Source organism: Williamsia herbipolensis, assembly GCF_000964005.1.
Classification (GTDB): Bacteria; Actinomycetota; Actinomycetes; order Mycobacteriales; family Mycobacteriaceae; genus Williamsia_A; species Williamsia_A herbipolensis.
On the sequence record NZ_JXYP01000042.1, the window covers coordinates 22,821 to 37,318 of the forward strand.

The 14,498-nt window shown below is 66.7% G+C and carries 16 protein-coding genes; 12 read left to right on the forward strand and 4 right to left on the reverse strand.

The annotated features are described in order from the left end of the window. Positions 1–87 precede the first annotated feature (87 nt). Positions 88–285 carry a hypothetical protein gene (locus TU34_RS21585; RefSeq protein ID WP_045824991.1) on the reverse strand — a complete coding sequence of 66 codons (198 nt, stop codon included), beginning with the start codon at positions 283–285 and terminating at the stop codon, positions 88–90. A gap of 163 nt (positions 286–448) precedes the next feature. Next, complete coding sequence (locus TU34_RS21590; protein WP_045824992.1) at positions 449–1,453, reverse strand: hypothetical protein; 1,005 nt, start codon at positions 1,451–1,453, stop codon at positions 449–451. A 38-nt stretch (positions 1,454–1,491) separates the two neighbouring features. On the opposite strand from TU34_RS21590, the gene pgfA reads away from it, so the two are divergent. Beyond that, a complete protein-coding gene (gene pgfA / locus TU34_RS21595; RefSeq protein WP_082080521.1) occupies positions 1,492–2,493 on the forward strand; it encodes a cell envelope lipid trafficking protein PgfA in 1,002 nt (333 codons plus the stop codon). On the opposite strand, the gene TU34_RS24690 is transcribed toward pgfA, so the two are convergent. Continuing rightward, the gene (locus TU34_RS24690; protein ID WP_082080522.1) at positions 2,434–3,006 is read right to left on the reverse strand and encodes a methyltransferase domain-containing protein; all 573 of its coding nucleotides are present in this window, start codon (positions 3,004–3,006) and stop codon (positions 2,434–2,436) included. The genes pgfA and TU34_RS24690 overlap by 60 nt on opposite strands. 389 nt (positions 3,007–3,395) lie before the next feature. Further along, positions 3,396–3,842: a helix-turn-helix domain-containing protein gene (locus TU34_RS21600; RefSeq protein ID WP_052689190.1), complete on the reverse strand. Its 447-nt coding sequence runs from the start codon at positions 3,840–3,842 to the stop codon at positions 3,396–3,398. 430 nt (positions 3,843–4,272) lie between these two features. Between TU34_RS21600 and TU34_RS21605 the strand changes: the two genes are divergently transcribed. The 11 genes from TU34_RS21605 to TU34_RS21655 all read left to right on the forward strand — a co-directional run bounded on the left by TU34_RS21605 (position 4,273) and on the right by TU34_RS21655 (position 14,496). Next, entirely contained in the window at positions 4,273–5,760 is a 1,488-nt protein-coding gene (locus tag TU34_RS21605) for a cutinase family protein (RefSeq protein WP_238981429.1), read from the forward strand. Between the two features lie 157 nt (positions 5,761–5,917). Continuing rightward, positions 5,918–6,985, forward strand: coding sequence for a C40 family peptidase (locus tag TU34_RS21610; protein WP_045824994.1), 1,068 nt, complete (start codon positions 5,918–5,920; stop codon positions 6,983–6,985). Continuing rightward, positions 6,963–7,628 carry a hypothetical protein gene (locus tag TU34_RS21615; RefSeq protein WP_150116656.1) on the forward strand — a complete coding sequence of 222 codons (666 nt, stop codon included), beginning with the start codon at positions 6,963–6,965 and terminating at the stop codon, positions 7,626–7,628. The genes TU34_RS21610 and TU34_RS21615 overlap by 23 nt, the downstream gene beginning before the upstream one ends. After that, the gene (locus TU34_RS22590) at positions 7,625–8,356 is read left to right on the forward strand and encodes a hypothetical protein (RefSeq protein ID WP_150116657.1); all 732 of its coding nucleotides are present in this window, start codon (positions 7,625–7,627) and stop codon (positions 8,354–8,356) included. Before TU34_RS21615 ends, TU34_RS22590 begins: the two co-directional genes overlap by 4 nt. A 19-nt stretch (positions 8,357–8,375) precedes the next feature. Then, the gene (locus tag TU34_RS21625; protein ID WP_052689175.1) at positions 8,376–8,711 is read left to right on the forward strand and encodes a hypothetical protein; all 336 of its coding nucleotides are present in this window, start codon (positions 8,376–8,378) and stop codon (positions 8,709–8,711) included. Further along, on the forward strand, positions 8,711–9,220 hold the full coding sequence (locus TU34_RS22595) for a hypothetical protein (RefSeq protein ID WP_052689177.1): 510 nt from the start codon (positions 8,711–8,713) through the stop codon (positions 9,218–9,220). Before TU34_RS21625 ends, TU34_RS22595 begins: the two co-directional genes overlap by 1 nt. Before the next feature lie 31 nt (positions 9,221–9,251). Beyond that, the gene (locus TU34_RS21635; protein ID WP_045824995.1) at positions 9,252–9,992 is read left to right on the forward strand and encodes a DUF8175 domain-containg protein; all 741 of its coding nucleotides are present in this window, start codon (positions 9,252–9,254) and stop codon (positions 9,990–9,992) included. A gap of 16 nt (positions 9,993–10,008) precedes the next feature. Beyond that, positions 10,009–10,731, forward strand: a complete 723-nt coding sequence (locus TU34_RS21640; protein ID WP_045824996.1) for a DUF8175 domain-containg protein — start codon at positions 10,009–10,011, stop codon at positions 10,729–10,731. Then, positions 10,728–12,623, forward strand: a complete 1,896-nt coding sequence (locus TU34_RS21645; protein ID WP_052689178.1) for a hypothetical protein — start codon at positions 10,728–10,730, stop codon at positions 12,621–12,623. The genes TU34_RS21640 and TU34_RS21645 overlap by 4 nt, the downstream gene beginning before the upstream one ends. After that, a complete protein-coding gene (locus TU34_RS21650) occupies positions 12,620–13,012 on the forward strand; it encodes a hypothetical protein (protein ID WP_045824997.1) in 393 nt (130 codons plus the stop codon). The genes TU34_RS21645 and TU34_RS21650 overlap by 4 nt, the downstream gene beginning before the upstream one ends. Next, positions 13,012–14,496 carry an SCO6880 family protein gene (locus TU34_RS21655; RefSeq protein WP_045825044.1) on the forward strand — a complete coding sequence of 495 codons (1,485 nt, stop codon included), beginning with the start codon at positions 13,012–13,014 and terminating at the stop codon, positions 14,494–14,496. The genes TU34_RS21650 and TU34_RS21655 overlap by 1 nt, the downstream gene beginning before the upstream one ends. The last annotated feature ends 2 nt before the right edge of the window (positions 14,497–14,498 follow it).

Consider the following 14,498-nt stretch of genomic DNA (forward strand, 5'->3'; position numbering starts at 1 on the left):
TGTTACGAAAGCCCCCGGCTGCAACCGGGGGTTTTTTCGTCTGTCGTTGAGACTTCCGCTATCTACCTGTCACGGGGTTTCGAGGCGTCATGCGGTCAACGGCAATTGCTCCTTCACGTCGGGGCCTTCCATTAGGTCAGGGCGCTGGGCCTCGCGATAGACGAGGTCGGCGACCCACTGTCCGGTGATGCTGTAGCCGGCGGCTCGTGCGAGCGCGTCAGGATCGACGTTGGTCAGGATGCGCGTAGGTACGTACTTGCGTTCACCCTTGTTCCGCTGAGGCACAAGTTTCTCCCTTCGTGTCGGACAAGAAACTCCGAGTCGCCAGGTGCAACTCTGCACGAACCTGGTTCAGCATTCGGGAGACACGCCGAGAGAGGGCGAACCTGGTTCAAGTCGCGAGGGGGACAGCTGCCCGGTCGCAGGTAAGGAACGCGGCAGACGGGGGTCAGTCCGACATCGAAACGAGAGCGACCCAGATTGTGGGGAAGTGTTCGTGATCCGGACGGAACCCGCGGCCGCGGCCGATCATCCATCCGCCACCCGCGCGGCGCACTCGAATCCCTGAGATCTCCGGGACGGGATCATCAGCCGCCAGGGTTCCCAACAGCATGACGTACTCCACGAGCTTTCCGAGGTCGTCGGGATGTAGACCAGGTGCTTGGCCCGTGCTCGCGCCGTGGCCGATGCCCGGGGGGTGCGGGGTCACCCATTTCAGGACGTATGGCGCTGTGGTGAAACGGATGTCGCCGATGAGAACCAGTTGATCGCTGTTGTTGGCGAGGAGGATCGCCAACTCCGTGTCGGCAATACCGATTGAACGCTGCCGTGGGTCGGCGTCTTCGACTGCCCATGCGAGGCCGCGAATGACCTGCGCGTCTCCGGTGACGTCGACGACCTCGGACATGTAGAGATCGCGCAGCTCACCGTTGTCGGCCCGGAACGCTGTCCGTGCGTTGCGGGTGGAGTTAGGTTCGGCGTCATAGAGAAATGAAGTGTGAGTGAGGATGTCCGCGAACCTAATGCTCCGCGTGAAGAAGTCGGCTGGGCCGTACAGCGTGCGGTCTCGGTGATCGAGTGAGACGCCGAGTAGTTCCAGGGCGTCTGCCGAGAAGTGGAGGACCGGGGGGACCGCGGTGTCGGAAAAGTCCCAGGTCCATGTACCAACGGCGGGGACGCCAGCCGGATTCGCCGACTCGAGGGAGACCAGAAAGGCGTGAGCGGTCTTGTCGCTGGGGTCCATGACCGGCGCGGCGTAACCCTGTCCGGCCGCCGGCGCCCCGGTCTCGTCGCAAATAGCGATCAGGTTCTGCGCTGCCTTGAGTTTCCAGCCCCGGAGAACGTTGGTGAGTCGTCGCCACTCGACTGGCTCTGCGTTGCGAGACACGACTCGGAGCTCTCCGGCCCCGTCGCGCGCGACGAGGAACCAATCGCCATTGACCTGCTCGTTCAAATGACCGGCCTCTCATTCAGCTCTGTAGCGTACCGGTCATGGCGGTCACCTCGAAACGGACAGTTGGGTTCCTGGGCATTGCGGTCGGGGCAGGCCTCGTGGCGGTAGCAATCTTGCTTCCGACCGTGGTTGTCCCCGGGGCGAAGCGATTGCCGGCGGAGATTTCACAGTCCATCGTCGCGACCGCGAACAACGCAGAAGTGCTTGATTCGGCGGCGGTGGCGGCTGGCGGCAAAGTGGCGACTGAGCGAGGGGTGCCGCTGCGTGTCGACATTCGAGTTCGATCCGAACCGCCGACATCGGACCGTCAGGTGACGGTGTCGGCGGCAGCCCGGACCGCACGGACTGATCGCCAGGGAGACGCAGCGATCGTCAGCGCGTACGTCGACCGGGTTTCCCTCAACCGTCGGACAGCGCGGCCTCTTAAATCGCCGACGCCGGCCATCATCCGGGAGGCGACAGGGACCGCCAAGGCGGCGCCGCGAACCGGGTTCCAGTACAACTTCCCGTTGGGCGTGGCGCGGCGTTCTTATCCGCTGTACGACACCGAGACTCAGACCTCGCCCGACGCTAGCTACATCGACGACCAGCGGAGTGTCGACGGGGTCAAGTTGTTTCACTTTCGCCAGGTGATCTCTAACGACAATCTCTACGAGAGATTGGGCAGTGTTGCGAGTTTGACCGTGCCCGGCGGCGCGGTCGGGCGGCCGGCGGAGCGGCTGGTCCGGCTCGACCTGATCTACTCGGTGCGCCGCGATCTGTGGGTCGAGCCGAACACTGGCCAGATCGTTGACGAGCAGCAGCAAATCCACCGTGAGCTCGTATCGGGACCGTCCCGAGTGACGTCCCTGCGGGCAAACATCAATTTTTCCAAGGCGAGTGTCGACGACGCTGCGGCGATGGCTCGCTCTAACGTCAACCTCTTGCGCTGGGGGACGCTCTGGCTGCCAATTATTTTGGCGATTCTCGGCGGAGTTTTTCTAGTGCTGGGGAGTGTCATAGTTGGACGTAGTCGCCCACACGTCAGGACTACAGCGTAGAAGGTGGAATGCGCGTGGATCGTCGCTGGTGCGCACGTGGGTCTGTATCCCAAATCCATTGCGGTGCAACACTTCGAAAATGTCCGTCAGGGGCCTGAGGATCAGAAACTTCGCAAACGGCATGCGCGCCATGTAGCCGGGGTCGCCCAACCCAAGAACCAACGAGCCGGTTGCTGCGTGTAGCGCGTTTCGTGCGCTCGCAAGGGCGGCGTCGAGGTTCTCTATGTAGTAGATCGTGTTGACTGAAATGGCGCCTGAGAGTCCGTGTGGTGCGGCGCGGGTGTGTGTCTCTGCCATCGTTGCGACGCTGAGGTTAAGCCGTTGGTCGTGGAGCGCGCGACGGTAGCGACGTCGGGCTCGCGCAGCAGCAGCACAGGATGGGTCTACGCCGATCACCTGTCCTGTCGGCCCAACGCGGCCGAGAAGCTTGCCGAGGGCGTATCCACCCCCAAAGCCGATATCGGCCACGCGGTCCCCTTCATCGGGGGCAAGCAGATCAATGGCGGCGTCCATCCACGGCCGGTTCTGCCAGTTCAGTAGGGGCGCCAGGGCGAGGCCGCCGAGGCCGTGCGGATGTCCGAGTTGGGTTGCCGCGTACTTTGCAAGAGTCCGATGCACAGGGGCAGTGAACCATGCTTACGACCGTGTCCGGTGTCGTGTTATCGTCGTATTTATCGAGTTGACCGCACTTTAGGTACAGCGCCCTGGTAGTACGCGCTGAGCCCCGCACCTCAACCCGGTAACGCGCCACAACTCAGTTGTGTGCAGCAGCAAGCCCCTAGGTTTGCCGCCCGCGTTTGAGCCGAACACTGGTATTGCCCTGGCCTTTTGGACCGGAGCGTTATCAGTGTTCCCGCCAAACGATGCGAATCACTAGGGGAACCCACATGAAACTTCTTGCTTTAAGGCCGCGCTCCGGGTGGACGGTTGCGGACCCGGTCGTATGCGGCTCTGACCTCGGCCCTACTCGCTCCCACAGCACCTGCGATGCGCTCTTCCTGCACGTCAGTGAGGATCGCGTGCCCGCGCTCGAGGTCGGCGACAGTCGAGCTCGAAAAGCCGATGCGCGCGGCGAGCTGGGGCTGCGTCAAGCCTGCCAGCGATCGAAAATCTCCCAGGTATCGCTCGTGCGCGGGCACAACGATCAAATCTTGCATCGACACGCCGAGAACCGTGGCGACGCGGGCGAGAGTGTCCACCGCCGGCGTCGAACGTCCGGTCTCCCATTTCGCCACCGCGCCCGTGCTGACTCCTGCCTGACGGGCCAGTTCGCCGCGCGAAAGCCCCTGGGCGATACGGCGATCCGCCATGATCTCGGGCCGGAAGCCACGCAGTATTCGCCTGCTCATGCCTGGGGCCCGCACATAGGAGTTCACTTTGCCCCATTCCCACCTGTGCCGTCACAGTGTACCGTGATAGATAACTGTTATAGAGTACAGGGGAGTTGTTCCGATCCAGGGTTGCAGCCCTGAGGAGGAATTGACTCGAAAGAAAGAAGCCGGTTCGGGCGCCAAAAGTTTGGCGACTCGGAGGCGCCCGAACCGGCGGATGCCAACTGACCAGCAACTGGCCCGTCGACACCTTCCAGGGTAGGCGGTTCGGTCGCACTTCATCCGGCCCAGGAAGGCCCGTCGCATGAATGAACCGACGATCGCGCAGAAATTGCAGCTGCGTGCGCTCTCGATCGCCGCGCTCTGCTCGGTTGTCACCGCAACATCGGTAACCGTTGCGGTCGGCGAAGCGGACGCCGCGCCGGCAAGTCGAATCGCTTGCAAGGACGTGTTCGTTCTAGCGGTGCCGGGGACGTGGGAGACAAACGCGAAGGCGAACCCGGCCGTGGTGCCGGGGATGTTGGCGAGTGTCACGAACCCGTTGAAGGCGGCGGTGGAGAAGGGCACACCGATTTCTGCGCCCGGCATCGCGCCCGCCCAAATCGGTGCGGCACCAACAGCAGGCATGGGCCAGGGCGCGGGTGACTCGTCAGGACTGGGGTCGTTCCTCGGTGGCGCCGCTACCTCGGCACTGAACAACGCCGCCGGATCGACGGCCACGCCGTCGGCGGGAAGCCCTGCGCTTCCGGACGAGGGCGGCCCGCACGACGCTGGCGCGAATGACTACCTGACCAACGACGGGATCGGCGGTACGGGTGCAGCTGCACCCACGACGACGTCGACCACGACGGCCGACGCCCCGACGACGTCGTCGTCGGGCGGGGGACTGTGGGATGCAGTCGCTCCCTCGGCCGGGACTACCGCCGAGACCACCACGACCACCGCGGCGGCATCCGCACCGACCGGTGACGCTGCCAGCGGGTCAATCGGCAAGTCGGTCAGCTTCGAGCAGGTTCCCTACGTCGCCCAGGTCGGCGGCCCCCTGGCCGGCGTCGTCAAGGGCGACCCGCTCACGTTGGGCCAGTCCCGCAAGGCCGGCACCGATGCGGTGAGCGCACGGATGAAGGCGATCGCGCAGCAGTGCCCGACTGCAAAGCAGGTCCTTCTCGGCTACTCGCAGGGTGCACTCATCGCCGGTGACGTCCTCTCGGCGATCGGCAACGGCAAGGGACCGGTTCCGGACTCGGCGATCATCGCCGGCGGGCTGCTCTCGGACCCGGCTCGCACACAGACCACCTCGAACCTTGACTCGGATCAGCCGACCGCTCAGCCGGTGAGCCTGCCCGGCGCGGAGAGCTTCGTCGGCCCGAACGTGGTCGGACAAGGCGTCGTCGGTGCCCGCCCGGACGGGTTCGGCACGCTGGCCGACAAGGTCACATCGTTCTGCGGTGCGCAGGACAGCATCTGCGCCCTGTCGGGCAAGTCCAAGGCGATCGCCGCGGTGGTGCCGCTGCTCAACCTGCGCAGCGAGGACATCGGGCCGTACGTCACCGGCCGCGCTCTGACCCTGTTGCAGCACGTCGCTAACGCCGACCCGGCCGACATCCAACAGGCCGTGCAATCGGTCATCAGCGCCGTTACTCGGATCTCGATCGCCGCCGCGGTCAACCCGGCGTCGCTGCCGTTGGAGCTCGCCCAGGTCGTGTTCGCGTCGTCGATGCTTTCCGACATCGGCAAGGTCGTCGACATGCCGGAGTACGACGCGTTCCTGTCGCTGACCAAGCCCGACGAGTTGGCGACGCAGGCAGTGGAAGTGGCGTCCTACGCGCTTCTCGGCGCGCATCAGGCGTACGCCCACACCACGGTCGACAGCCGCGGTGACTCGGCCACTCAGTGGCTAGCGAAATGGGTTCTCGGACGGATCGAGAGCAGCTAACCGAACAACGACACCCCGCCTGGCGGGGACCGGATGAAGCGTATGGGAGTGCGCGACAGACGGTTCCGCCAGAGCGGATCAAGATCTCGCCCGGTCACCAGGCGTCGGCACTCAGGCCGCGTCACCGGAGAGACACAAGCTGGGGAAGGTGTAGGCGGTGAAAAAAACCTCACTGGCACTGGTGCTGGGAATTCTGTTCCTGGTCCCGGTGATCATCGTGACGGTCTTCGCTGCGCCGTTCAACAAGCCTTCCGACGATCTCGGTGGGGGATCGACTCAGGCCGGACTCAAGACAGGCACTGTCCCACCGGAGTTCGAGTCGTGGGTCATCAAGGCCGGCAAGGTGTGTTCCGACATCTCCGCCCCTGTCATCGCCGCGCAGATCGAGGTCGAGTCGGGATGGAACCCCGCCGCGGTGTCGCCTGCCGGGGCGCAGGGCCTATCGCAGTTCATGCCCTACACGTGGCCATCGTACGGCGAGGATGCCAACCACAACGGCACCATCTCCCCGTTCGATCCGCCGGACGCGATCATGGCCCAGGCCAATTTCGACTGCAAAACCGCAGCGCAGGCCCGCAAGGACATCGCCTCGGGCCGGATCAAGGGCGACCTCCTAGACATCGTTCTCAACGCCTATAACTGCGGGTACGGGTGTGTGCTCGCCAACGGCGGGCCGAACATCAACAACGGCGAGACCGAGTCCTACGCACCGAAGATCAAGCGCCTCATCCCGAAGTACGCCGCGGTCGGCGCCGGTGGTGGCAGCTCGCGGCTGTCGGGGCCGATCAACCGCAAGATCATCCAGGCCGCGATGCGGTGGCTGGGTACCCCGTATGCGTGGGCCGGCGGAACGAAGGACGGCCCGTCACCGGGATCAGCCCCCGACGTCGGAGTGACCGGCTTCGACTGCTCAGGCCTGACGCTCTACGCGATCGCCCAGGCCACCGACGGCAAGGTCGTCCTGCCGCACTACACCGGTGACCACTCGAACCCGGGCCAGCTCTATGACCCGCGCGGCAAGGACATCCCGTTCGACCAGAAGGCACCGGGAGACGAAATCTATTTCGGCAGTGGAGGAAACACCCACCACGTCGGCATCTACTACGGCAAGCAAAACGGCGTCGACATGCTGCTCAACGCCCCCCAGTCGGGGCAAACCGTGTCGATCATGCCGCTGTCGGGATGGAACGGAGAGGAGATGTATGTCCGCCGATTCGGATCTTAAGACGACCCGCACTCGCACCTGGGGTGCAGTGGTGGGGGTAGCGGTCGCGGCCGCCGCACTCGCCGCGTGCTCGGGCACCGACACCACCGGGCAGGACAAGTCGTCTGCGGTGGCCACGGTGTCGTTGCCGCCGTTCACCCCGCCGTCGGTGCAGTCCTGGCCGGGGCGCTCAGCGACGTTCCCGACCCCACCGCCGGTGCCCTCGGCGTTGCCGAGAGGCGTGCGCGCCAACCGCGCCGATCCGTCGTCGGTGGCCACGGCCGCCGCGCGGATCTGGTTCGGGTGGGACACCGTCACCGACCGCAGCCCGTATGAGGCGGCGGTTCGCGCGACACCGCTGATGACGCAGCGCTGCGCGCAGCGGATCACCGCGACACCCCCGACCGGGTCCCCGGACGCAGACTGGACCGCCCTGGCTCGTGTGCACGCCCGGGTGCAGGCCACCGCGACGATCGGAAGTGAAGAACGCCCCGCCGACTCCGCCACCACGGCGGTGCGGGTCGTCGCGGTCACCCAGGAGTTCACCGCAGACAAACCGTTGCCCGACCGGCATCCAGTCGCGGTTGTGACGATGACCCGCGACAGCGCGGGGTGGTCGGTCACCGACGACGGCCAGCACGGATGCGGGGTGGTGACCCGATGACCCGCATGCGACCACCACTGATCGCCGGCATGGCCGGGGGAGTGGGCACCACAGTCGTCGCCGGCCTCCTCGGTGCTCCCGACGCCGGAGTGTGGGAACCGGGAATGGCCGCCGATGTGCTGGTGTGCCGATCGGTGGCCCACCAGCTCGCCGCGGTGACCCGCGCCGCGGCGACGCTCGACCCGGCCCCGGTCGTCGTCATCGTCGCCGATTGCGCCGAGAAAGCGCCCGCCGCGGTGCGCGACCGGGCGCACATGCTCGAGCCGAACGTCGCTGCGGTCATCTGGATTCCATGGCTCGCTCCGCTGCGTGAGGTGGCCGATCCCGCGACCGCTGCCCGCGACGCGGTCTGCGCCGATAACCCTCCCCGGTGGGCGATGGCGGCGCGGCTTCGTCGCGAGGAACTGCTTGCGGCGGTGACAGCGATCCTCACCACCGACCCCAGTGGGGACGCCGCGCCGGTGCCGCCGGCCCCTGACGAGCGGCCCGCCGCCCCTGCGGAGGTGGCCCCGCCGTACGAGCCTCCGCTGCGCGCGAACACCGCGCCGAGCGCCCCGGTCCCGACCCGGGCACCGAGTTTCCCGCCGCCGCCGGCGACGGGCTCCGACCACTGGACGGTGGCTCCTGACGCGCCACCGCCGCGGCCGGGACCACACGGGCCACCTCCTCAGGCCCGCTACACCGCAATCGGTTCGACCGGCGCAGATGGTCTGCGCCGGACCTCCTGAGAAGACAAGGAACACCCGAATGTCCATCGCACTCGACACCCTCACCCACGCAACCACTCTGTGGGAGGCCCACCGTCCCCACAGCATCAACCTCGCCGACGGCAACTTCCCCGACCCTAAGCCGGTCCCGCTGCCGAGCAAGGCCCAAAACGGCGTCAACCAGATCCTCGGCATGGTCAAGACGTTCATCTACGTCCTCGCCGTGGGCGCGGGACTGTTTGTGTTCGCCGGCATGATCGTCGGTGCCCGCGGCCGCTCCAACTTCGCCAAAGACGCTGTGAGCCACTTCCCGTGGATTTTCGGCGGGATCATCGGCATGGGAAGCCTCACTGGCCTTCTGGACATGTTCACCTGATGGGCGGGTTCCGGCGGTGGGCCGCGACGGCGATCGCGGTCTTGTTCACCGCATTCCTGCTCGCCGCACCGTGTGTCGGGGTCGCCTCGGCCGATCCTGTCGTGCCGAGCGTGCCCGGCCCGTCGACCGGTCCCGCCCCGTCGTCGGGGGCCGCTGCACCCGACCCCTCGACCGACTCCTCGAGCGACGGGGAGAACGAGATCAAGTTCGGCACCCCCGACCAGGGCCAGATCCACTGGGAGAAGTTCGGCGGTGGCGACAAGGGCGCAGCCAAGAACCTCGACGAGTTCTCCACCCAGATCGTCGGCTACTCGCTGACCGGGTTCGGCATCGCCGCCGTCCTGGGCGGGCTGGTCGTGTTCAGCCTGATGATCGTCGGCTTCAAGGGCCGCTCGACGATCGCAAAAACCGCACTGGAATCCAGTATTTGGATATGGGCCGCCTGCCTGCTCGTGGGATCGGCCTCGACGATCGGCGGGCTGTTGCTCGCCGCCGGCATTCCCGACTGACCCCTGTGATGACGAAGGAAGGACACCGCTGATGGCGATGACCACGAAAGAGTTCCGCCGCCGCCGACTCGACGGCCGGGGGTGGGCGATCATCGCCGCACTGGTGGTGGCAGTGGTGGTGGTGACACTGCTGGTCCGCTCGTGCGGCACCGATCCGACCTCCGACAGCGGTGCACTGGGACAGTCGTCGACGGCCCCGATGTCGGCGAAAGGGTCACTGGTACCGCAGATCCCGCACCGCACCCTGAGCCCGGCAGATCCGGATTACCTCACCGCGGCACCGAAGGGCATCTCATGGCAGCGGGTCGACGGGGTGCCGCTGCCGTTCTCGGCCACCGACGGGCCGACCCGCATCCAGGGCGCGGTGACCGGCGGGTATTCCAACTCTCCGCAGGGCGCGGTCCTGGCCGCCGCGCAGATTGCGTTCCGTCTGGCGTTCTCCCCGGACTATCAGGCGGTCGTCGACGCCCAGACCGATGTCAGCGATGCCACCCGCACACAGCTCATCGCTGCCCGGGCCGCGGGCCCGCAACCCGATCCGGCGTTGATCTCCCAGTTCGCCTCCGCGCCGGTGGCGTTCCGGGTGTCGGCGTTCGCCGACAACCACGCCACGGTCTACCTGGCCTACCCACGGACCCCCGGCAACCAGGTGCGGTTCTCGCGCTCAGCGCTGATCTGGGAGGGCGGCGACTGGCGCTACAGCGACCAGTTCGACTCCCAGAGCCCGCCACTGCCTGACGCGCCGTTGCCCGCCACGTTCACCCGCTTCTGATCACGAGGACCCACCCATGAGCTTCACGAGCCCCGAATTCCGGCAGACCCCCGACAGCGGGCACCGCCGCGGTCATCGCATCGCTGTGGCCGCAGTCATCGTTGTCGTCCTGGCCATCGTCGCCGTCGTGGTGATCGTGGTGGCCACCCGTTCTGGCAAGAGCGACACCACCGGCCCCCTCGGGGGACAGACGCCCTCGCCCAACGCATCGCCGTCGACGGTCACCTCGAGCCCGGTGACGTGGTTGCAGGTCGGCCCTGTGCAGCTGCCGTTCTCCGACTCCGCGGGCCCGCGGGTCCAGGAAGGCGTCACCGCTCGCGGTTACGCCCACACCCCCGACGGCGCGCTCATCGCGGCCCTACAAATCCCGCTGCGGGTGTACGCCCTGTCGGGCACTGATCAGATCATCGCCGACCAGGTCCTCGGCGATGACGACGCCCGCGATGAAGTCCGAGCCCAGGCGTCACGGTTGCAGGCCAGCCTCGACGCCAACCAGGTCCTCCCGCGCGCGTTCGCGTGGAGGGCATACGAGCCCTACGACGACCAGCTCGCCACCTACGACATCGCCACTGCAACCGACGACGGGCAATACAACATCTTCCGATTCACGGTGGTGTGGATCTCGGGTGACTGGAAGTACCAGCCCAACTACTACCAAAGCCCCCCGGACCCGGTCACCGCCGCCGCGGTGACCGGGGATCCGGCCTGGCATCAGTTCCGGGATCGGAGCCTGCGATGACCGGCCGCGCAACACGTCTCGCCGCGTCGATCATCTCCGCGATCTGCGCCGCCATCGTGCTCCTCGCGACGTTCACCGGCTCGGCCGCGGCAGATCCCGCCACGACCGACGGGTGGCTGCCCGCCGACCCCGGCCCGCTGACCAGCGAACAAAAGACGTGGCTCAAGCCGATCGACGGCCACGCCGGGTTCAGCTCCATCCAGTGCGCCACTCACCCCGATTTCGGTGACTGCGCCTCGCACGGCGGCGCCGACGACTCCAAGGGATTCAGCAGCTACATCTACGACTCCACCGGCAAACTCGCCGGTGTCAGCGCCACCGCCCCGGCGACCATCGACGCAGACCACAAGGGCCTACTCAACAGCGACAACGTGCTCGACTGCGCGACGGCCAAGAACAAGATTCCCGTCTGCGACAAGCCCGAGGGGTGGGAACAGTCCAAGCCGATGCAGTACGACGCCAACGGCCGGTTCCAGCGACTCACCCAGGGCGGAACTGTGACCCCCGGCGCGGGTGATGTCACGAACAAGGTTGACCTCGAAAAGCTCAATCCTGTTGCGGCGGCCAAGAAAGAACTCGACAACTGGTTCGCCCAAGCATGTGAGTCGGTGGGCAAGTTCGCCGGCGACCTGCTGACGCTGTCGATGTCGTGGTGGCTCAAGGTCGGATCGATCGACGTCACCTCCGGGCTGGCGATCACCGGTAGCCGCGCGGTGCAGACCGTGGTCATGATGATCATTGCGTTGGGGATCATCGGCTCGGCGATCACGATGGTGCTGACCCGCCGGCCAGGTCCGGCCGCGGAACTGGGCATGGGCGCAATCAAGTTCGTCCTCATCGCCTCGCTGTCGACCACGATCCTCGCCGGGGCCATGCACGCCGGCGACGACTTCGCCCGCCAGGTCACCGCCGACGGAGCCGATCAGTTCGGCCCGCAGATGCAGCAGATGTTGGGTATCGCCACCCTCCACAACCCCGGCGGGGTGCTCCTCCTCGGCATCGTCGCCGCGATCCTCTCCGGCATTCAGTGGCTGTTCGGGTTCGTCCGCCAGGCCGGGATCGTCGTCCTCTACGCAATGCTGATCTTCGCCGCCGCCGGACAACTGTCGTCGTGGGGTCGACAGTGGTTCCCCCGGATTTGCTCGATGCTCATCGCCCTGGTGCTCTACAAACCGGCCGCGGCGATCATGTACTCCCTCGGCTGGAAACTGATGGGCACCGATCACTCGCTGTCGGCGGTCATGGTCGGACTGATGGTGATCGCTCTGACCATGCTGGCGTTGCCGGTGATGCTCAAGTTCTTCGCCTTCATCTCCCCGGCCATCGCCGGGGGAGGCTCGGCAGGAACAGCACTGGCCGGGATTGCCGGTGGTGCCGGCCTGGCCGGACAGCTCGGCGGGGACATGCTCAGCTCGTTCGGCGCATCGGGCGGTGACGGGCAGTCCAACTACATGGACGCCACCGGACCGCAGTCGTCGACGACCGGCCCTGAGGCAGACCCAAGCCCCGGTAACAGCCCCGGCGGCGGTGATGGGTCCGGCGACGGCTCCGGGAGCGGCGCAGAGGCCAGTGGCGGCGCGGACGTCGCCGATCTCGGTGGCTCCGACGTCGGCCCCGAGTCGACCGACGCCGCAGGCGGAGTCGGCGGCGATGACGGCGGCGGCATCCCCGTCTCCGGCGGCGCAGGCGGTGAGGGTGCCGCAGCGGGCGGTGTCGGCGGCGGCGAAATGGGCGCGGTGGCCGCCGAATCCGGCGGCAACCCCTACGTCGCCGGCGCCATGCTCGCCAAGGACGCCATCGGCTCGGCCGGAGATTCGATCAACGGCATGGCTCAGGGCATGGCCGACGGCATGACCGAGACCACCGACGACACCGGACCGGACATGCGATGACCCACCGAGATCCCAACCAGCAGAACACCATGTCGATTCACGACCACCTGTCTAGTGGCCGGGGCCGCGCCAGGCCTGGCCGCGGGGGTGAACTGGTGCTGACCCGCGGGTTTCTCCTCATCTGGGCGACGTGCTTCCTCGTCACAGTCGCCATCAGTGCCTGGGAGTACGCGGGCGACGAGCCGCAGTGGGTGATCACGGTCTCCTGGGTCGCATTTCCGGTGTCGGTACTCGTGAACCTCTACGGGCTCGCCGAGATCGTGGTCTCCGCGAATTCCGGCTGCGGCCATTACGAAGCCATCCCGCACCGGTTGTACCGCCGAAGCCGCCACCTCATTAACCACCGGTCGACAACCGGCACATCGTCTGCACGACAGGAGATTCAGTGATGACAACCAACCCGGGGTACTCCGGCTACCGCCGAGCACGTGGTTTCGGGATCGGCAAGCTCGGCACGCGAGAGACGATCATTGCCCTCGCCGCAGTGACGATCGTGGCGTTCTCCCCGATGCTGGGCAATCTCGTGATTACGGGCATGCTTGCCGTGGTCGCGGTCCTGGTGTTTGGCCTGGCCGTGATGCCCGTAACCGGTTCGGGGCGCACGGTGCTGACGTCGATGGCGTTTCAGCTCCGTTTCGCCGGGGCAGGGAACGCCTCGGCGTACGCCGACGACACGCTCGAGGAATTCCCCCGGGGCGAGAACCTGCCCGGCCCGCTGGCGCCGCTGTGCCCGATTGAGGTCGAGGACGGCCGCGGCGGTACCCAGGCCCTGATCTGGAACCGCCAGACTGGGCTACTCACTGCACCGCTGCTGGTCGCGCCCGTCGGGCTGACCCTCGCCGACGACGCCGACGCTATGACGTGGGTGACGAACTTCGGTGGCCTGCTCGCTGAGCTCGGACACATGCCGCTGGTCGACTCGCTGGCGTTCATCACCGAGACCGCACCGGCCGGCGGGATGAACCAGCGGGCCTACACCCTTGACCGGCTCGACAAGAACACCAATGCACCGGAGTTCTGCCGGGGAGTGCTCGAACGTCTGGTCAACCAGTCGCGGGCGCGCACCGCTGAGGTCACCTGCCTGGTGACGATCAACTTCGATCTGTCCAAGGCGACCCCGGTCCCGGACACGTTGCAGCGCGGCGCGGCCGAGGTCGTCAACATGTTGCCGCGATTTGAGTCGTCGCTTGCCGCGTGCGGGATGACGGTCATGGGCCGCATGACCCGCGCCGGACTGATCCGGTATCTGCGGGCGGCGTTCGATCCGGCGATCCGCACCACCGAGCTCGACGAGACCGAGGAGCTGTGGCACTGGAAGGACGCCGGTCCTCTGCGCACCGAGGGCTCCAACCCCGATGTCTACGCGCACGATTCGGGCTACTCGGTGTCCTGGGTGTTTACCGCGCCGCCCAACGGGGTGGTGCGGTATCGGTCGTTGCTGCCGCTGGTGGCCCCGGGCCGCTATCACCGTCGGCTGTGCATGATCTACCGCCCCTACAGTGCGGCGGACGCCTCGAAGAAGGTCGAGTCGGAAGTCAATGCTGGTGTGTTCCGCCGGATCTGGGCGCAGAAGACGAAGAAGGACGAGACCCAGCGCGAGCACGACGACCGGGTCAAGACCCGGCGTGCCGCGCAGCAGGAGTCGTTGGGTGCCGGCCTGGGCCGGTTCACGTTCTACCTGACCACGACGGTGCGCAATGAGACGACGCTGCCTGCGGCATGCGCCGACGCCGAGGAACGCCAGGGCCAGAGCAAGGGCCGCTGGCGGCGTGCCCGTAAGGCCCAGGAAGCCACATTCATGGCGTCGCTCGGTGTCGGGGTCGACCCCGCATCGGGGCTGTCGCGCAACGCCGCTGACCGGTGGGGAGCATAGGT